Raw genomic sequence first — 17,538 nt, 5'->3', positions numbered from 1 at the left:
TTTCATTATAAAATTGGACTGAGAAGGCGGGACACGCTCTCTTTGAAGCGAATCCAACGTGTCCTCGATTCATATCGTTCGATTGTTAGCCGCTCAGCGCGTGCCTCGTCTCGCTCGAACGCATCGATGACGGACTGAGCGATGGCTTTGTCGAAGACAAGCGCTGAAATTTCAAAGTTGAGGCGGAAACTTCGGGCGTCGATGTTCGTCGTCCCAATTGATGCGACTTCTCCGTCAATGACGAGCGTTTTCGCATGAAGGAATCCTTCCTCATACGTGAACACTTCTGCCCCGTAACGTACGAGCTCCGCAGCGTTCGCATAGGTCGCCCAGTAGACAAACATATGGTCGGGCTTGTTCGGGATCATCAGTTTGATCTTAGTACCCGCCATCAGGGCGATTCGACAGGCATCAAGGAAACTTGCATCCGGGATGAAGTAGGGAGTCTGGATATAGATACATTCTTTCGACTGGGTGATCATTTTGACGAGCATATTCTTTAAATGCTCCGTCGACGAGTTTGGACCCGATGTCACGATTTGAACCGGGGACGCATGACGAGCAATTCCTTCGATTGGCCAAACAAAGTCGTCTTTCTGTGCCTTCGTTCGTGTCGGGACAGAGCGATTCCAATCCAGGATGAATCGTTCGAGCAATTCCTTAACGGCGTCGCCTGAAATTCGTAAGTGAACATCTCGCCAATAACCGAAATGCTCATCCTTTCCAAGATACTCATCCCCGACGTTGAAGCCGCCGATATAACCAAGTTCTCCGTCAACGACGCAGAGCTTTCGGTGATTTCGATTGTTGACGCGGAAGTTGATGCCGAGTTTGGACGGAAAGAACGATTTGACTTTCCCACCGTGGGCCAGCAGGTCCTTAAAGTGTTTGTGCCTCAGTCCCCTCGAGCCTACCGCATCGTAGAGGAGTCGGACACGTAATCCTTGTTTTGCCTTTTCGGTCAATAAGCGAATTAACGATTGACCCAGCGCATCGTTTTGGATGATGTAATACTGAATGTTCACTTCTTTCGTCGCCTGTTCAATATCTCTAAACAGTAGATCAAACTTCTCTTTTCCGTCGTGAAGGACGTCGATATCGTTCTGGAAAGACATCATCGCATTCGTCGATACGAGATTCAATCGTGCGAGTCGTCGGTGCTTCAATAGAAGTGGATGATTGAACGGTGCCATGGATTGGTCCGATTGGTCAAGTTGCTCCGCCACATGATGATGATACGCTTCACGTTTCTCTTCTTCGACTTCATAAAAGTTTTGAGATTTGATCAATCGACCGAAGAAGATGTAGACGAAGAATCCGATGAGAGGCAAGAAGAAGAGGACGAGTAACCACGCCCAAGTCGTTCCAATGTCACGCCTTTCAAAAAAGATAATGGTGATTGCAAACGTGAGGTTAAGCAATAAGATGAGCCAAGTCATGATGACGATAATGAGTCCGATAGTCACTTCCATGGTATCCCTCCCTTTTTTCAATTTTTACCCGAAATCAGACTATCTTAGCAAATGTTTTTCCTGATTTGGGTATACATTAATGAAGAAGTGAAGAAACGGGGGAAGCTTATGGAAGACATGATGATTGGGTTCAGCTTACTTGTCCTCATCGGTGCACTTTCGCAGTGACTCGCTTGGCGTTTTGACTTCCCAGCCTTCTTGATTATGACGGTTGCAGGGATGCAAATTCAAAGCATGGACATATGCATATTCTGAAACAGCTTCGTGAGTTTAAAGAGAACATTTCGATTTTACTGGTTTCGACAGTCTTCATCATTCTGACGGCAAGTTTGACACGTGATAGTTTACTCGCCATTTTCGACTGGCCTCTCCTCTTGTCGATTCTCGGAATCTTATTTTTTGTCCGACCGATCTCGGTGCAGACGTCGCTCCTCGGTTCTCCACTATCCGCGCAAGAACGGGCACTCATCAGCTGGATTGCCCCTCGAGGTATTGTTGCGATGACGGTGACCGGTTTCTTTGCACAAGAGATTGCCGAACTGGGAATTGAAGATGCGGAACGGATGTTGCCAATCACACTCGGTTTAGTCGTAACCTCTGTCGCCCTACATGGATTGACGATTAAACCACTCGCGAAGCGACTCGGACTGACGAAAGTGAAGAATCCTTGGGAGAAGATATAGACAAAAAAAGACACCGCCCGATGGCAGTGTCTTTAATCAGCTTGAATTAGTTCAAGACTTTGATTGTGATTGATTGGCGACCGAAAGCAAGTGCTTGCTCTTGTGTCGGCATCAAGATATCGATTTTGTTTCCTTTGATGGCACCACCAGTGTCTCCTGCGATGGCTTCTCCGTATCCTTCAACCCATACTTTAGAGCCGAGCGGAATGACAGAAGGGTCAACCGCGATGACTTTTTGGTTCGGGTTCGAACGAACGTCGATTCCTGTCGCTGTGATACCAGAACATCCTGCACAATATGGTGTATAAGCTGTCGCTTCCACTGTCATTGTCTGACCTGAAGCCGGAGCTTGGGTTTGCGTTGTAGACGATGCAGTTTTCGTAACTGGTGCTGATGTCGATGTCTTCGGTGTTGTTGTCTTCGCATCATTCGCTACAGATGCAGCGGCTGCACCTTTCACGGCGAACTCTTGTCCAGGGAAAATAAGATCTGAATTAAGACCGTTCCAAGTCATCAATTGATTGACAGAGACCCCGTGGTTCAATGCGATACGATAAAGTGTATCACCTGATTTAACTGTATACGTTTTAGATGCAGTAGAAGCTTGTGATTTCGCTTCTGCCTTTCCAAGTTTCAAGACTTGGTTCGGATAAATCATATTTGAGTTTAAGCCGTTCGCTTGTTTGATGTCATTTACAGAGACGTTGTTGTTCACGGCGATACGATAGAGTGTATCTCCAGACTGAACTGTGTGTGTTGATGCTGCCGAAGCTGGAGCAGCGACTCCTAAACTAAGGCCAGCGAGTGCCGTTAGTGTCAATAGTGGTTTTTTCATAAGAATATTCCTCCCTTTTCTAACGCCCCCTTACTGTAACACCTGTATATTTCACAGCGATTACAGGACGATATGAGAGTGTTATCAGTTCATTTACAGAACAATTCACGAGGATGAGAGGATTCAGAAAATTGTTTTAATCCATAAAAACGGCTTTCTAGAGCCATTCTAAGATATAATAAGGAGAGAAATAAGGAGGTTTTGGTCTTTGGAACTATTACTGCTATATTACATTGTGACTAATTTACTAGCGTTTGTGTCATATTTTGTCGATAAACGACGGTCTCGCGTGGGAGCTTGGCGTATTTCGGAGCGAACATTGCTGACGATGGCTTGGATTGGTGGGGCGTTCGGTGCTTATGTGGCGATGCGCATCTTCCGACATAAGACATTGAAGCCGAAATTCCGGATTGGGGTACCTGTCGCGATTCTCGTGCATGCTGCGTTCACAGGATGGTTGATCTTTTAATCCTTATATAGAAGAAACTTGATCACATCTATTATTGGATGGTGATGAGAAATATCGGGTTCGTCCCATTTCATGCTCGTTCTAAAGTGTTTCTCCGTGAACAATCGAAATGAAATGTCGGGAAAATTCCGAAATGAGGAGGAAGACTATTTTGAATAGTATCGAGATGATTCGTCACGGCCCATTGACTCTACGGGTGACGGATCGCTTCACTGTTCTTTTGTGCGAGTCTGGGACGTCCGTGATTTTGGTGAACGGAATGCGCCTTACTCTTCATTCAAGAGAAGCCCTTCTCTTGGCTCAAGGACAAAGTGTGATGGTGGAGAAAATCGAGGAATCGTCGCAGATGAGGCTTCTTGAGTTTGATCCGGACGAATTGTTCCATCCCGAGTTGGTGAAACGATATGTAACACCGTATCTTACTTCCGAAAAATCCATCCATATGTTAAAGCAGGAACGCGTGAATCAATCGATCATTCAGACGATTGAACGCGCTGTGCAACATCTATCTGCGGACGGACCACTCGCATTGATGGATGCCACACTGCAGTGTACGGTCATCTGGCGCTATTGGATTCAGCAAGAGGGTGAAGTGATGAAGAATGAGAGCAAACGGCAGAGCCTTCGTCTGATGCTCGCTTATATCGAGTCTCATCTAGAAGATAAGCCCACGTTAGCTCGAATCGCGACTGCGGGTAATGTAAGTCGCAGTGAATGTTGTCGGTTGTTTACTACGTTCGGGAACACCTCTCCACTTGCGTATGTCCAAGTTAAAAGGATGGACCGGGCCGCAACTCTATTAATGGATTCGATTGAATCGGTTGCTGACATCGCCAATCGCCTGAGCTACTCAAGCGTCAGTCACTTCGTACAGACATTCAAAGCACATCATTCAATCACCCCGCTCGCCTATCGAAAACAATACCAAAGGAAAAGAGCCGAGTAATCTCGGCTCTTTTCTTTATCTTGCGGTCCACCCACCATCTGCCTTCAAAACATCACCATTCACGAAGCTCGAATCATCCGATGCTAAAAAGAGGGCGACGTTCGCTATTTGCTCTGGTTCTCCCATCGGGGCTTCCCCCGCCCCTTGAATGGCGCGCATCCCAAGTTCGCTCGGTGCTGTGATGGTTGACCCAATATTCGTATTGATGCCACCCGGTGCGATGGCGTTGGCCCGAATCTTACCGAGCGTGCCATGTGTCGCCGCGATGTTCTTCGTCAATCCGATTAACGCATGTTTTGAGGCCACATACGCTGCACCACCTCGTGTACCGAATAATCCTCCGACCGATGCATTGTTGATGATGACGCCACCCCGGTTCTGCTTCTCCATCACTTGGATGGCGGCACGTGAAAGTTTCATCGGTCCGGTCAAATTGACGCCAAGGACACGGTCCCATAATTCATCCGTCACTTCTCCCACCGTCATGAAGTTGTCCATGATTCCCGCGTTATTGACGAGAATGTCGACCGAGCCGAACGTGTCTTTCGCCGCATCGACGAGTTTGTCAATATCCGTTTGATTCGTCACGTTACCAGCAATGCCAAGAACTTCCCCACCCGCTGCTTTGATTTCATCAACTACCGCCTGCACAGCATCTTCATTCAAGTCGAAGGCGACGACTCGTGCGCCTTCTTCCGCAAACAGTTTGGCGATGGCTCGCCCCATGCCTGAACCTGCGCCAGTGACAATTGCCGTTTTTCCTGAAAGCTTCATTCCTCATTCCTCCTTTGGAAGGTCAGAACGTATACGATGTGTGATGACAGTAATCTGCCTGTCACTATGTTATACCCACATTTGGTTGCGAGCCTCCTGAGAAACATGGCGATTTTTCTTCAATTGACTCCCAGCAATCTTTATACTTGAATGGAAAGCACTCCATTTTATAAAGGAGAGATGACGTGAGACAATTCCATGCAACCGTCCATGGTCGAGGTGAACCTGTACTTTTCCTTCCCGGTGGAGGATTCACTGGGTCACAAGGCCAATTATTTGCCGAAGCATTACATAACGATTTCGAAGTTCACCTGTTAGATCTACCTGGATTTGGTGAAAGTGAGGGACTACATACATTCGCCACGTCCAAAGTACTCGCGGACTGGGTCGAGACGTATCGAATCTCACGACACCTTGAATCGGTTCGACTAATCGGTCATTCGATGGGAGGTGCCATCGCCCTGGCTCATGCAGTCCATTATCCAGACCAAGTCAGGCATTTGATACTTCTCGACCAAGGACATAAACCGAACGCTATGCTACCATATCGGGAATATGGCATCTTCGGATTCGCCTTACCGCTTTTACGTCTACTGTATCACCATTCACCACGACGCCTCTTGAACTGGATTGAAACGAAAGTGAATAAGAGTGACCCCACGTTTTCTGAAGAGCGGTTCCAACTGTTCTGTCGACGAATCGGGGTCGAGCCGACGTTATCGATTCGTTCTGCTGTCGAGCAATCGGCCCGTCTTTCGACCGGTGGCTTACACTTGTTGTTTGGTTATGATGGATTGGATTTTAAGGACTTGTTACGACGCGTCCAAGTCCCGACGCACCTGTATTATGCGGATTTCACGGGAATTGATTTGAAGGAGGCGAAGCGAACGCTCCATCATGTCAAACGAGCGGAACGACTGCTTCATCCTTCTGTACAATTGATTGCCGTACCAGGTGGACACTTTGTTCAATGGAGCCGTCATTTCTCGATGGAAAATGTTGAGCGGTTCTTACATACATAAAACAAGACAGCGGAGAGGTTTCCGCTGTCTTGTTCGTCATGATGCCCAGTCGTGGCGCTTTAGCCAGTCGTGAAGTTGATGCTGTAGCTCAGGATGGAGCGGTTCACTGAGTTGTGAACGATAATGTTTTTTCACGTCCAAAATACTCATCTCACCATCGAAATGTTTCAACATATGGTCCATGTCCTTAATCTTTTGTACCTCGATATGCTCTACGTGAAGTGCGGCGAGCTCATCTAGATGCTCGACGTCCGTTTGAACGTCCCGGTCTCCTGTCAGTGCGAGCGTCGGAATGTTCAATTGAACCAATCGTTCTCGAAGTGACACGTCTGTGTGTGTAAGATGCTCCCGTAACCATTTGGCAGGGAACTTCATCAGCTGGATCCGCATCGTATCCTGATCCGTTGTTGTGACGCGCTCGAACAGTTTTTGTTGTTTCCCGACGACCGACTTCTCATTCAAGCTAAAGCGCAGCAGTTTACCCTTGATCCCTTTCGTACGTCCCACTTCTTCGAGCAAAGCATGTGCCTGTTCCTGCATGCTCGTCTTCAAGGCGACACCGGCACCAGACAACAGGACGAGACCAGAAACGGATTCACGTTCTGCTGCGAGTGTCGCGACGATACATCCTTCGCTATGGCCGAGAAATAAAACGTCTTGTGAGACATGGTCATGAGATTTCAGATAACGGACGACCGCCGACACGTCATCAACGAGTCCTGTTAGACCGACGCTATGTCGATTGCCACCACTCTTGCCAATCCCCCGTTTGTCATAGCGTAATGTGATGAATCCTTGTATCGTCAGCCATTCAGCTAAGTCTTTATACAAGTTTGACTTGAAGCCGGTACCGTTTCCGTCACGGTCCAATCCTCCCGTTCCTCCGATGAGGACGATGGCTGGAAAGGACGACCGTTCCTGATCGGGTGTCGTTATGGTGGCAGCAATGGTTGTTTCCCCTTGAATTAACACATTTTCTTGTTTATACATCATCCATCTCCTCCTTTTCTTCTACCGGCATGAACGTGTAGGAGAATTTCCGCAACGTACGTTCTTCAGATGGTTCATGCTTGAGCACTCCCTCTAAGAGATCGTAGAGACCTCTTAGGAATCGATCACTCTCGGCATCAGACAGATAAAGTGGGATACTCCGAAAGCCGACCTTGTCTCCTTGAAGGTCGATTTTGTCCCGCTTTAAATAGTCTCCGAAATCCATGAGCAGTGACATCGCGAACGTGTAACATATTTTATATAGTTGTTCACGATCTTCCTCTTCGACGACTTGATTGACAGCGGTCAATGGATTGTTTTGAATCGCGTACACTTTTTCATACACCCCACGTACTTTGTTCTCACTTGCGACAGATAAAATCTCGTCTTGTACCATCTTGTTGATATGGCGATAGAGGCTCGCTTGGGGCACATCGGGAAGCAACTTTGCCAACTCTCCGGTCGTCACTTGCTCGTTCATGAGAACGTGCTGAAAAATTTTCATGCGAATCGGGTTTAACAGACTTTTTAAAACGTCTTGATTCATCATCTTCACCTCATTATTATCAAATTTGATAACATTATTACTTATGATAATATCATGCGTCCAAATATGTGTCTACGTCCATATAAAAAGCCGCCCTCATTGGCGGCTATATACATGTTCTTATCTCTCACAGGCGATTCCATCTTTGTCGCGATCACGTGCTTTGTTCGCGTCATATAGTGCTTTACTTACATATGGCGTGTAACGTGTCTTACCACCTTTATTTTTCGTCGTCTTTGACTTGGCTACACCACCTTTATACGTTTTGTTTAACTCTGTACAGTTTTTAAATGTCTTGACCGCTGCATCTACTGATTTTGTCGGTGTTGAAGACAATCCGATGACTAGAATGAATGTTGAAAGTGCTAGCATGACTTTTTTCATGAAATCCCTCCTCTTAGATGGTATATCGGGTAATTTTGTGTGAGTTGAATCATTCTCAAAACGACATAAAAAATCCTTCTCATTTTCTATAGTTTCTATAGAAAACAAAAAGGATATGATTCATTATTTCTTTTCAACGACACCTCGGACAATCGCGAAGAATACCCGGTTCGGAAGATAACGCTTGAGGGCAATCAAAAGGCCCGCTTGTTTACCTGCTGGAAAACGGAGTCGTTTCTTCCGTTCGGTCGCGGCTCGCCAAATCGTCTCAGCGACAACGTCTGGACCTTCGGCGTTCGCACCAGCGGCATTCGTGTTATGGAGCGCAACCTCTGTGTAGCCATCATATACATCGAGCGGTTGGTCACGGACGAGTTCTTGGGAACGACCGTAAAAGTCTGTCTTAATCGGTCCCGGCTCAATCAATTTCATGTCGATATTGAAAGGTGCCAACTCGAACTGGAGCGATTCGATGAATCCTTCAATCGCCCATTTTGAACTGTGATACAAGCTGTAAATTGGGAATGTGATCTGTCCACCGACGGAGGAAACGGTCACGATCCGTCCGCTCCGCTGTTTACGGAAGTATGGCAGTGCTGTCCGGATCACATTCATGACCCCGAATACGTTCGTATCAAATTTCCGTTGAATCTGTTCGGGAGAGGCTTCCTCGAAAATTCCGACCGCTCCGTATCCAGCATTGTTCAACAACACATCCATCGTTCCGTGATCCGAGACGATTTGTTTAAATGTCTCTCGGATACTCGTCTCGTTCGTCACATCTAGTTGATAGAGAGACACCTCTTTTAGGTGAGACAGTTCTTGATGATCTTCAGGTCTTCGCATCGTAGCGGCGACATGTCAGCCTCGTTTGCTGAATAGTTCGACCGTCGCTCGGCCAATTCCGCTCGATGCTTCTGTGATGACAATCGTTTGTTTTTGGTTCATATTCATTCCCTTATAATGTTTATATGTTTAAACTTTTAAACTCATTGGTGAAAAAGAAGCCTTTCTCCCTGTTTCCAAAAAGAAAGGTCAAAGGATGCATTCGTCTTCAATCGCTCGTGTCAGTGCCTTCAGCAGTCCGACCGCGTTCTCGAGCGTCAGGAAGTAAAAGTTCTCTGTCCCGACTTTCTCTGATGAGACGATGCCCGCTTGTCGAAGTAGTTTGAGATGATGCGAGATGGCCGGTCGAGACAACTCAATCTTCTCATCAATCTGATTGACGTTTAAGCGTTCATGTTTGGCGATCTCGACGATGATGCGTTGACGATTGACATCGGCTAATACTTGGAACAATGGAATCGCATCTTCAAATAAAGATAACGAGACTTCGGGTGTGGCATCTGATTGTTTCATATTCATCACTCCGTTTAAAAGTTTAAACGTTTAATCCTGTACTAAGAATACTAGGTGATCCGCCTTCTGTCAACGAAGTTGTTCGTACACTTCACGTAGAATGCTTGCAATCATGTGTCTCGAGTCATAATCCCGCTTGGAGATTTTGACGAGCGGCGATGGTTCGGGGAAGAGCTGGGCATTGATGTCGTCAATGTTGTAGCCCGCTGCAGTTTTTGTTATCACGTTATCAGTCAAACGTTCTAGATAATCGAGCTTTTTGGTCAGTTGCTCCCTTCCCTGTTCGAGATGCCCGGCGTGTTGGCAATAAACTTCCTCGAAATTAAGACTCAGAACACGTTTGAGAGAACGAATCTGTTCAGGTACCGACTCCTCCGGAATCATCACCTTCGGATAAGGATGGACGAACAAATCACCCGAGAACAGCCGACCGTTCTCCTCGTCGTATAAGACGACGTGATTCGGTTCATGACCAGGTGTATGGATTACCTGATAAGTATGATGTTCTGATGTGATCTGATTGTCATAATAGGCAATCGGCTGAAACGGTTCGGGGTCTCCTGAGAAGTGTGCCCGATAATCTGGGATATCTAGCCCCGTCCGGCACATGTCCCTGGCGGATTCTCGTATGTAAATTGGGACACCGTATGACCGTTCAAGCCAGGCTGCCGTTCCGATATGATCTTCATGGGGGTGCGTGATGCTGACAAGATCGATTGGAACCGACTCATAAAACGGTTGAAGTTCGGGTAGCATCGTGCGTGTTCCCGTATCGATGAGCATCCCGTCGATATAATACACATACATCGACATCTCGAATGGACCGTTCTTTACGTTGGCACAAACACCCGTCACCGGTCCATAGTTCTTTATTTGCATCATGCGTCCCTCCAATTTTTCACTTTTCTTCATTATATCGAAAAAGAGCAAAGACCTGCAGACATTTCACAGTTCTTTGCTCACCCTTATTTAGAGATTCTCTCCATTCGTCGCAATGACCTGTTTGTACCAGTCGAACGAGTCTTTCTTCATCCGCTCCATCGATCCGTTCCCTTCATTGTCACGGTCGACGTAAATCATTCCGTACCGCTTCTTCATTTCTCCTGTCGTAAACGAGACGATGTCGATGATGCCCCAAGGTGTGTAACCAATCAAGTCGACCCCGTCATAGAGGACGGCTTGCTTCAATTGTTCGATATGGGCCTTCAAGTAATCGATTCGGGCTTTGTCATGAATCTTTCCGTCGACAATCTCATCGACGGCACCGAATCCATTCTCGACGATGAAGAGCGGAATTTGGTACCGGTCATAGAGTCGGTTGAGTACATAACGGAGTCCGACCGGGTCAATCGCCCATCCCCAGTCACTCGACTGGATATACGGGTTCTCGACCCCATTCGGCAGACCACCGTTGACGATATCGCCACTGTTGTCCGCGACAACGTCACTCTTCACGGTCGTCGACATATAGTAACTGAAACCGAGATAATCGACCTTTCCCTTCTGTAGGATTTCTTCGTCCCCTTCAAGGATTGGGATGTTATACCCTTCCCGCTCGAACTCGTTCAAGGCGTAGCTCGGATAGAAGCCGCGTACTTGTACGTCCGGGAAGAAATAGCGTTGACGCATCATCTCTTCGGCGAGCATGACGTCATCTGGGTTTGATGAATACGGATAAATCGGTACGTGAGAGACCATCGCTCCAATCTCGAAGTCAGGATTGATGGCTTTCCCTTTGGCAACGGCGAGAGCGCTCGCAATCAGTTCATGGTGCCCAGTCTGATACATGACTTCGCGGGCGTTCTCCCCTTCTTCTAAGAGGACTCCCGAATTCGTCCATAAGAAGAGTGGATTGTTGACGTCCATCTTGTTGTTGATTTCGTTGAACGTCATCCAGTATTTGACCTTGTCTTTGTAACGGTCAAAGCAGACCTCAGCGAAGCGGACGAAATGCTCGACGACTTCACGATTTCGGAATCCCCCGTATTCACGGGCAAGATGGAGCGGCATCTCAAAATGCGACAGTGTGATGATCGGTTCGATGTCGTGTTTGAGTAGCTCATCGAACAAGTCATCATAAAATTGGAGACCCGCCTCGTTCGGTTCTGCATCATCACCATTCGGGAAGATGCGGCTCCATCCGATGGAAGTACGTAAACATTTCAATCCCATCTCAGCAAAGAGGGCCACATCTTCTTTATAACGATGGTAAAAGTCAATCGCCTCATGGTTCGGATAGAATTCATTCGGTTCGACCTTGTCTGTGATCCGGCGAGCGACGCCGTGTGCACCTGCCGTCAAGACATCGACGACACTCGGTCCTTTGCCATCAGCGTCCCAACCGCCCTCGAATTGATGAGCGGCAAGCGCGCCTCCCCATAGAAAATCGTTCGGTAATGTCTTCATTGTAAGTCCTCCTTCACATGAATCGTACACGTCAAGTATAATTGTACCGGTACAATTTAACAAGGTCGATACACTTAAACATTTTTTGTTTTCTCATGATATAATGAAATCAGTGACGAAAAAGTGAGGAATGACGATGCTAAAATACCAACAAATCGCAAATGAAATCGAACAATACATCCACGAACAAAACTTAAAACAAGGCGATAAGCTCCCTGTCCTGGAGCAGATGATGAATGAATATGCAGTGAGTAAGAGCACCATCACGAAAGCTTTAGAGCTGCTCGAACGAAAAGGGGTCATCTTTCAACTGCGGGGAAGCGGCATCTTCGTCAGACGACATAATCGCCCCGGCTATATGAGCCTCTTCTCCACCCAAGGATTCAAGAGCAATCTCGGAGACCGTGTCTTGACGTCTGGTGTGATTGATGTGTCTGTTATGAAACCAGATGCGTTGGTGGCCGAGAACCTCGGGATTGGCGTGTCTGACGATGTGTACCGGGTCGAACGGGTGAGATATGTGGACGGGGAAGTGCTCTGTCATGAGGAATCCTATTATGTGAAAGCCATCGTCCCTTATTTGAATCGCGAGATTGTGGCGGACTCGATTTTCGATTACGTGCAATCGGCGCTCGGCGTCACGATTGGGTTTTCTGACATGTATCTACAGGTCGATCGATTGACGGAAGTTGAAGCAGGCCACCTCGGATTGCAAGAGAATGATCCGACACTTCGCATCGAAACGATCTTTCATCTGACGAACGGTAAGCCTTTTGACTATTCACGGATCACGTACCACTACGCACATTCCCAGTTCGTCATTCAGGCGAACGGACCCTATATGTGAAGAAACCCCTCATGCGCGCATGAGGGGTTGTTCGTCGCAAGATGAATATCACTTCACGACCGGGAGATTGACCTGTTCGACCCAATCGTCAATGAACCGACGTTGATGTAATCGTGGTAGGTCTTCTCTTGAGAAAAATCGATGTTCGTGACTTTCGTCTGTCGATTGAGCGATTTCTCCTGAGAATGAATGGGTGTAAAAGATGACTTGAACACTATAGACCCGATCACCGTTTTCATAAGTGGCATATCCCTCATCACCGGAATAGATTCCGAACAGTTTCAAACTATCCACGGAGAGCCCTGTCTCTTCAAGAGTTTCACGGATGGCTGTCTCTTCAAATGATTCCCCAAACATGATGATCTTTTCGGTGTTGCAACAAAATTTGATTGTCCTGTTCGATGAGGACTCCACATCCTACAGTGATTAATAGATTCGATCCGATTAATTGACGCATATGCTGTATGTAACTCACTACACTACCCCTCTTTATTTAGAATTCAAAAAATCTTGATCTCCCCATTCACATGATCAATGAAATAGTACGTATCGTTAGCATCATGTGCGAGTATGAAATTTCCTAGTATATTTGGATGAAATTCAATAGTGAACGTCTCAAGCGTCTGCTCGTATGTCGGATATGAAAGGGACTGCCACACATTCTTCGCCTTCGGAATCTGAAGCTGAGGCAATAAGTCGTCTTCAATCAATCCTTTCCAATCTGGGTTATGCAATATAAAGCGAAACACGTTTTCAAATGGAGCAAACGTCCCACATAAACCAAACGCCAATTTGATGGGAAACGCACCTCTAACCACATGTTCAAAAAATGTCTCAATTTGGACAATACCAGTTGTCGCGACACGTCTCACTTGGTTTCCTTGAAGCGTCAACCCGTCTTCGGAATAGCTCAGAATCCAATCCCTCTCTCCTCTTAAGACGATGACCTCATTTGAAGAAAGCGTCAATTCCGACTCTAACACCTCACGATTTTTGATGGTTTTGGTCGTCACATGCTCTTCTTCCTGACTTTTAAAAGAGAAGCGACGTTTTCTCGAATCCCTTACAGTCCGCTTACGTTCTATAAGTAATGGAAACTGTTCATTCTCCAAATGGCGAAAAATCAAGTAGGTTGCTTCTCTGTCTCTCAATGCATGACTCGGTATGACCACTAAGTCTAGTGGATTATGATGATTGGATAAGTCTTTTGACATCATGTTGCTTTTCGTCTCTTGAGGAACCAATATCCGAATGGCAATATCGCTAACACAGTAAAGCCAATCAATCGGTTGGTATTCGATGTTGGCTTATTTGACTCTGTCTCATCCGAATGGACTGATGATGAGTCGCCTGCTCCACCTATCATTCCTTCTTCGGCATCCCCTTCAATCCTTTTATTCTCTTCAACCAAAAATACTTGAAACGCCTCAGTTGAAATCTCATCTCCGCTAATCATCTGTTTTGTATTAGATGTCAACGCCGTCAACATGTCCCCATCATAATCAAACCAAGCCGATTCTTCTGTGTACTTCACGAGATCGCCTTTTACGTCCGTCAACGCTTTCGGGGTTTCTTTATCTGAACCAAACGTTGAGAACGCATATGTACCCGCTGCTTGTTCATATGTTCCGATCACGTTGACCGGTTCGTCATCTTGAAAGACGGTCGCCACATATTCTTTCGTTGGGACGAACGTACATGTTTCTCCCGTTTTGTAACAAGAGGATGACGGTACGTATGTCTCGAGTAGTGGTCCGAACGAGATGTTCTCACTGTCTGTCATATGATAATTAGCCGGATCATCTCCCTGAATATGATCCATCACAATGTCATAAAAATATGCATCTGCAAAACGTTCCGCCGAGGATTCAGTCATCTCGGCTGATACGATTGTTGTGTTTGCAAGTAGTCCGACACAACATATGAGTAAGCCCGTCATTCGTCGCATGTGTTTCTCCCTTCATCACCCTGAAGATTTCAGCAGCATCGCGTGATTGATGTGAATCAATTCGGCGTGAGGCTGTTTGTGACGACTGACATATGACGTGAATCGCGATGATGCAACAAACGCGTTCGATTCATGAATCATCGCCAGTCGGACGAGAATGAGCCGTAATTGTTTTCTTCCTTCTCCCAGTGTAACACGGTCGACTTGGTTGTTTTTGTCGAGTCGGTTGATTAACAGTTCCACTTTACAATCTTCTTTGATCAAGTAAGAGACCCAATACGCCGTCTGTTGAATCAAGTCTTCATATTGCGCATGGAGCCCGTTCCCGAGCGGACCGCTCAAATCAAGGGAAATCGTGAATGTGTCGAGATTTTGTCGTTCGAACACTTTTGCCTGTACATGACCGACTTTTGAAGTGGCGACCCAGTCAATCTGTTTAGCCGGTTCTTTCTCATATCGTTTTGCACTCTGAATCATCAACGGATCGTTCAGCGGGGAGTGCTTGACGATACGGTCACCCATCCGAATCATTCGAGATTCGGTGATTGGTGACTTCGTGATGGTAGGTAACACAATCCATGAGGGCATATCCATCTCCTCATCCGTGAAAAAAAGAGTACCTAAATAAAACGGTAACGTGACACGCATCACACACATATGAATCGAAGCAGGTCCACGCTTCACAGCCGAGACGCTCACATGATGTATGTCCTGTTCGATCCTGGTGTCGTATGCCTGTGACCCGTCCTCGAATACCATCCGTTCATTACCCTCTAGTCGAATCAATAGCGGAACACCAAGGGCAATGATTCGCTCATACCCATCAATACGGACGATACATGATGTCTCATCGTCAATGAACAAGAGATCTTCTTTCTGCCGGATAGAAAATGAGACTTCGTTTGAAAGTGTTCGAATGATTCGTTTCCGGATGAACATGACGATTAATAATGCCCCGCATACATAAGCGATGGGCCATACATAAGGCATCCACATGGTGAGAAAACCGAGACTGACATAAGCCGGCCAAAGTTGGTCTTGAAGAATGGACGGTGTACTGATTTCGACCTGTCGCATCGTTACACCTTTTCGACGGGGACAGTTACGGACTCGAGTACGTCCACCAACACTTGTCGCTTCGTCGATTTGATGTCCCCTTCAAGGGTGAGGGTCAATCGGTGCGAGAGGACATGTGGTGCAACGGCTTGAACATCTTCAGGCGTGACAAACTGACGGTCGTTCAAGTACGCATAAGCTTGTGAGGCCTTGACGAGCGCGAGCGTCGCCCGTGGGCTCGCCCCGACTTCGACTAACGGATGTTGCCTCGTCTCGTGGATGAGTGCGAGCAAATACGTGACGACATCTTCATGAATCCGGATATTTTCGACTTCCTCTTGTGCTTCTAAAAAAGCTTCATTCGTCATCAAGGCATGCACTGTCTGTCTCGTCTTTGAAATCGTCTGTAGAATCAAGTTCCGCTCTTCATCTGCCCCAGGATATCCGACTTGAAGGGACATGAGGAAGCGGTCGAGTTGGGCGTCTGGTAGGGCGAACGTTCCTGCCGACTCGATCGGGTTTTGCGTCGCGATGACGAAGAATGGTTTCGGTAGTTGATAGGTGACGCCACCGATAGAAACTTGGCGTTCTTCCATCGCTTCAAGCAAGGCGGATTGCGTTCTCGGAACGGCGCGATTCACTTCATCGATGAGTAAAATATTCGTGAAGATCGGTCCGGTGCGGTTCTCGAACGTCTGGGTCTGCATATTGAAGAAGTCTGAACCGATGATGTCAGAAGGCAGCAGGTCGGCTGTGAATTGAATTCGGGCGAAGTCTGCCTCAAAACTTTTGGCGATGCTTTTCGCAAGTAACGTCTTCCCCGTCCCAGGCACATCCTCTAGCAAGATATGGCCGTTCGCCAGTAGGGCTGTGCAACATAATTTTGTGATTTCCGGTTTACCGAGGTAAATGCGGTCTAATTGGTCCAATACGTGTCGGATGGTCATGAGTTCGACTCCTTTTGTGTGCGTAGTAGGTATTCATCAAGTTGTTGGGTGAACGCTCGCTCACGTTGTGGTGAGATGTTTCCATCATCATAACGTGTCTCTAAATAGATAAGTAGGGATGCATCGAGCTCGATTCGTTTCGCCCAAGTCGACAACGTCTCAGTTGGGCGACGACGTTTATATGGAGGTAACGCTGCTTCGAATTGAATCAACTGCTTTCGGATAGCCGATGCTGGTAATGGATGAACTGTTCGGTTTATCTTCATCGACGCGTTGTCAGAAATCACTAGCGAGTGACCCTCGATAACTAACTCTCCCTCCTCGCTTTGTTTCTTCGAGGGGCGTCGTTTTTTCCAGAGCCACCATCCGAGCAAGATAAGCAGTCCGGTAATCATGTATGGGAGGTAGGAAACGCTGCTCGTCTCTTCTCCTGACGGGTTTCCGTAAGAAGGGGATTGGTCCTCAATTCGCTCTTTCGGTGTCCCCCCTGACTCGTCTTCTGAGTCAATCATTGCTCCGTCTGGACCGTTCCCTTCTGGTTCTTCATATGGCGCATCCCCACACCAAAAGTCGACATCCGTCACTTCGAAAATCCCTAAAAATTTTCGTTTGTCATGACAGTCGGTGACCCAACTCGTAATCTCGCTCCCTGAGATATCTAATGATTGGTAGTAACGGTATCCCAGTTGACCGGAATAGGAGATGAGGGCGACCAGTAGTAGGGAGAGTAGAATCCCTGATACAAAAATCGTTTTGGCTTGTTTCATTGGCGATTCCGTATATGTATATTCGATTTCATCTCAAGTGACGGCTCCTCTCATAGTTTAAATCCTTTTTTTGGAAATAGGATTAA

At 46.9% G+C, this 17,538-nt stretch carries 21 protein-coding genes; 5 read left to right on the top strand and 16 right to left on the bottom strand.

The annotated features are described in order from the left end of the window. Window positions 1-5: 5 nt before the first annotated feature. A complete protein-coding gene (gene cls, locus KNO70_RS10910) occupies window positions 6-1,472 on the bottom strand; it encodes a cardiolipin synthase (RefSeq protein WP_214688706.1) in 1,467 nt (488 codons plus the stop codon). 242 nt (window positions 1,473-1,714) lie between these two features. On the opposite strand from cls, the gene KNO70_RS10905 reads away from it, so the two are divergent. Beyond that, entirely contained in the window at window positions 1,715-2,155 is a 441-nt protein-coding gene (locus KNO70_RS10905; RefSeq protein ID WP_078146920.1) for a cation:proton antiporter domain-containing protein, read from the top strand. A 46-nt stretch (window positions 2,156-2,201) separates the two neighbouring features. Here KNO70_RS10905 and KNO70_RS10900 read toward each other — a convergent pair whose 3' ends face one another. Continuing rightward, window positions 2,202-2,990 carry a LysM peptidoglycan-binding and 3D domain-containing protein gene (locus tag KNO70_RS10900; RefSeq protein ID WP_214812605.1) on the bottom strand — a complete coding sequence of 263 codons (789 nt, stop codon included), beginning with the start codon at window positions 2,988-2,990 and terminating at the stop codon, window positions 2,202-2,204. A gap of 208 nt (window positions 2,991-3,198) precedes the next feature. On the opposite strand from KNO70_RS10900, the gene KNO70_RS10895 reads away from it, so the two are divergent. Further along, window positions 3,199-3,459 carry a DUF1294 domain-containing protein gene (locus KNO70_RS10895; protein ID WP_214731507.1) on the top strand — a complete coding sequence of 87 codons (261 nt, stop codon included), beginning with the start codon at window positions 3,199-3,201 and terminating at the stop codon, window positions 3,457-3,459. Window positions 3,460-3,610: 151 nt separating this feature from the next. Next, window positions 3,611-4,405, top strand: coding sequence for a helix-turn-helix transcriptional regulator (locus KNO70_RS10890; protein WP_214812604.1), 795 nt, complete (start codon window positions 3,611-3,613; stop codon window positions 4,403-4,405). A gap of 15 nt (window positions 4,406-4,420) precedes the next feature. Here KNO70_RS10890 and KNO70_RS10885 read toward each other — a convergent pair whose 3' ends face one another. Beyond that, window positions 4,421-5,179: a glucose 1-dehydrogenase gene (locus KNO70_RS10885; RefSeq protein ID WP_078146917.1), complete on the bottom strand. Its 759-nt coding sequence runs from the start codon at window positions 5,177-5,179 to the stop codon at window positions 4,421-4,423. Window positions 5,180-5,364: 185 nt separating this feature from the next. Between KNO70_RS10885 and KNO70_RS10880 the strand changes: the two genes are divergently transcribed. Beyond that, a complete protein-coding gene (locus KNO70_RS10880) occupies window positions 5,365-6,201 on the top strand; it encodes an alpha/beta hydrolase (RefSeq protein ID WP_214812603.1) in 837 nt (278 codons plus the stop codon). A 36-nt stretch (window positions 6,202-6,237) separates the two neighbouring features. Here KNO70_RS10880 and KNO70_RS10875 read toward each other — a convergent pair whose 3' ends face one another. From KNO70_RS10875 to bglA, 7 genes are all read right to left on the bottom strand, one after another. Beyond that, window positions 6,238-7,191 carry an alpha/beta hydrolase gene (locus KNO70_RS10875; RefSeq protein WP_214812602.1) on the bottom strand — a complete coding sequence of 318 codons (954 nt, stop codon included), beginning with the start codon at window positions 7,189-7,191 and terminating at the stop codon, window positions 6,238-6,240. After that, window positions 7,184-7,738, bottom strand: a complete 555-nt coding sequence (locus KNO70_RS10870; protein ID WP_214757009.1) for a helix-turn-helix domain-containing protein — start codon at window positions 7,736-7,738, stop codon at window positions 7,184-7,186. Before KNO70_RS10870 ends, KNO70_RS10875 begins: the two co-directional genes overlap by 8 nt. A 120-nt stretch (window positions 7,739-7,858) precedes the next feature. Continuing rightward, complete coding sequence (locus tag KNO70_RS10865; protein WP_159562307.1) at window positions 7,859-8,122, bottom strand: excalibur calcium-binding domain-containing protein; 264 nt, start codon at window positions 8,120-8,122, stop codon at window positions 7,859-7,861. Between the two features lie 123 nt (window positions 8,123-8,245). Then, on the bottom strand, window positions 8,246-8,968 hold the full coding sequence (locus KNO70_RS10860) for an SDR family oxidoreductase (RefSeq protein WP_214812601.1): 723 nt from the start codon (window positions 8,966-8,968) through the stop codon (window positions 8,246-8,248). 189 nt (window positions 8,969-9,157) lie between these two features. Next, window positions 9,158-9,481, bottom strand: a complete 324-nt coding sequence (locus KNO70_RS10855; RefSeq protein ID WP_214812600.1) for an ArsR/SmtB family transcription factor — start codon at window positions 9,479-9,481, stop codon at window positions 9,158-9,160. Between the two features lie 69 nt (window positions 9,482-9,550). Then, window positions 9,551-10,360: an MBL fold metallo-hydrolase gene (locus KNO70_RS10850; RefSeq protein ID WP_251030099.1), complete on the bottom strand. Its 810-nt coding sequence runs from the start codon at window positions 10,358-10,360 to the stop codon at window positions 9,551-9,553. A 90-nt stretch (window positions 10,361-10,450) separates the two neighbouring features. Continuing rightward, on the bottom strand, window positions 10,451-11,887 hold the full coding sequence (gene bglA, locus KNO70_RS10845; RefSeq protein ID WP_078146914.1) for a 6-phospho-beta-glucosidase BglA: 1,437 nt from the start codon (window positions 11,885-11,887) through the stop codon (window positions 10,451-10,453). Window positions 11,888-12,023: 136 nt separating this feature from the next. On the opposite strand from bglA, the gene KNO70_RS10840 reads away from it, so the two are divergent. Beyond that, complete coding sequence (locus KNO70_RS10840; RefSeq protein ID WP_214812594.1) at window positions 12,024-12,734, top strand: GntR family transcriptional regulator; 711 nt, start codon at window positions 12,024-12,026, stop codon at window positions 12,732-12,734. A gap of 48 nt (window positions 12,735-12,782) precedes the next feature. Here the strand turns inward: KNO70_RS10840 and KNO70_RS10835 are convergent, their stop codons facing one another. The 6 genes from KNO70_RS10835 to KNO70_RS10810 all read right to left on the bottom strand — a co-directional run bounded on the left by KNO70_RS10835 (window position 12,783) and on the right by KNO70_RS10810 (window position 17,452). Beyond that, complete coding sequence (locus tag KNO70_RS10835; RefSeq protein WP_251030098.1) at window positions 12,783-13,091, bottom strand: NUDIX domain-containing protein; 309 nt, start codon at window positions 13,089-13,091, stop codon at window positions 12,783-12,785. Window positions 13,092-13,234: 143 nt separating this feature from the next. Continuing rightward, complete coding sequence (locus KNO70_RS10830; protein ID WP_214812592.1) at window positions 13,235-13,747, bottom strand: hypothetical protein; 513 nt, start codon at window positions 13,745-13,747, stop codon at window positions 13,235-13,237. Between the two features lie 200 nt (window positions 13,748-13,947). Beyond that, window positions 13,948-14,682: a hypothetical protein gene (locus KNO70_RS10825; protein WP_214812590.1), complete on the bottom strand. Its 735-nt coding sequence runs from the start codon at window positions 14,680-14,682 to the stop codon at window positions 13,948-13,950. Between the two features lie 15 nt (window positions 14,683-14,697). Beyond that, complete coding sequence (locus KNO70_RS10820; protein WP_214812588.1) at window positions 14,698-15,759, bottom strand: DUF58 domain-containing protein; 1,062 nt, start codon at window positions 15,757-15,759, stop codon at window positions 14,698-14,700. A 2-nt stretch (window positions 15,760-15,761) separates the two neighbouring features. Continuing rightward, window positions 15,762-16,685, bottom strand: a complete 924-nt coding sequence (locus KNO70_RS10815) for an AAA family ATPase (RefSeq protein ID WP_214688729.1) — start codon at window positions 16,683-16,685, stop codon at window positions 15,762-15,764. Then, the gene (locus KNO70_RS10810) at window positions 16,682-17,452 is read right to left on the bottom strand and encodes a hypothetical protein (protein ID WP_214812586.1); all 771 of its coding nucleotides are present in this window, start codon (window positions 17,450-17,452) and stop codon (window positions 16,682-16,684) included. The genes KNO70_RS10815 and KNO70_RS10810 overlap by 4 nt, the downstream gene beginning before the upstream one ends. Window positions 17,453-17,538: the final 86 nt, after the last annotated feature.

The organism is Exiguobacterium sp. s181 (genome assembly GCF_018617125.1).
Lineage (GTDB): Bacteria > Bacillota > Bacilli > Exiguobacteriales > Exiguobacteriaceae > Exiguobacterium > Exiguobacterium profundum.
Note: the sequence above shows the minus strand (reverse complement) of the source record. Positions and strands in the feature narration are given on the sequence as shown.

Bases quoted from the DNA above. Each gene is read 5' to 3' on its own strand.
- cls (WP_214688706.1), bottom strand. From the start codon at position 1,472: ATGGAAGTGACTATCGGACTCATTATCGTCATCATGACTTGGCTCATC.
- KNO70_RS10905 (WP_078146920.1), top strand. From the start codon at position 1,715: ATGCATATTCTGAAACAGCTTCGTGAGTTTAAAGAGAACATTTCGATT.
- KNO70_RS10900 (WP_214812605.1), bottom strand. From the start codon at position 2,990: ATGAAAAAACCACTATTGACACTAACGGCACTCGCTGGCCTTAGTTTA.
- KNO70_RS10885 (WP_078146917.1), bottom strand. From the start codon at position 5,179: ATGAAGCTTTCAGGAAAAACGGCAATTGTCACTGGCGCAGGTTCAGGC.
- KNO70_RS10875 (WP_214812602.1), bottom strand. From the start codon at position 7,191: ATGTATAAACAAGAAAATGTGTTAATTCAAGGGGAAACAACCATTGCT.
- KNO70_RS10870 (WP_214757009.1), bottom strand. From the start codon at position 7,738: ATGAATCAAGACGTTTTAAAAAGTCTGTTAAACCCGATTCGCATGAAA.
- KNO70_RS10865 (WP_159562307.1), bottom strand. From the start codon at position 8,122: ATGAAAAAAGTCATGCTAGCACTTTCAACATTCATTCTAGTCATCGGA.
- KNO70_RS10860 (WP_214812601.1), bottom strand. From the start codon at position 8,968: ATGCGAAGACCTGAAGATCATCAAGAACTGTCTCACCTAAAAGAGGTG.
- KNO70_RS10855 (WP_214812600.1), bottom strand. From the start codon at position 9,481: ATGAAACAATCAGATGCCACACCCGAAGTCTCGTTATCTTTATTTGAA.
- KNO70_RS10850 (WP_251030099.1), bottom strand. From the start codon at position 10,360: ATGCAAATAAAGAACTATGGACCGGTGACGGGTGTTTGTGCCAACGTA.
- bglA (WP_078146914.1), bottom strand. From the start codon at position 11,887: ATGAAGACATTACCGAACGATTTTCTATGGGGAGGCGCGCTTGCCGCT.
- KNO70_RS10840 (WP_214812594.1), top strand. From the start codon at position 12,024: ATGCTAAAATACCAACAAATCGCAAATGAAATCGAACAATACATCCAC.
- KNO70_RS10835 (WP_251030098.1), bottom strand. From the start codon at position 13,091: ATGTTTGGGGAATCATTTGAAGAGACAGCCATCCGTGAAACTCTTGAA.
- KNO70_RS10825 (WP_214812590.1), bottom strand. From the start codon at position 14,682: ATGCGACGAATGACGGGCTTACTCATATGTTGTGTCGGACTACTTGCA.
- KNO70_RS10820 (WP_214812588.1), bottom strand. From the start codon at position 15,759: ATGCGACAGGTCGAAATCAGTACACCGTCCATTCTTCAAGACCAACTT.
- KNO70_RS10815 (WP_214688729.1), bottom strand. From the start codon at position 16,685: ATGACCATCCGACACGTATTGGACCAATTAGACCGCATTTACCTCGGT.
- KNO70_RS10810 (WP_214812586.1), bottom strand. From the start codon at position 17,452: ATGAAACAAGCCAAAACGATTTTTGTATCAGGGATTCTACTCTCCCTA.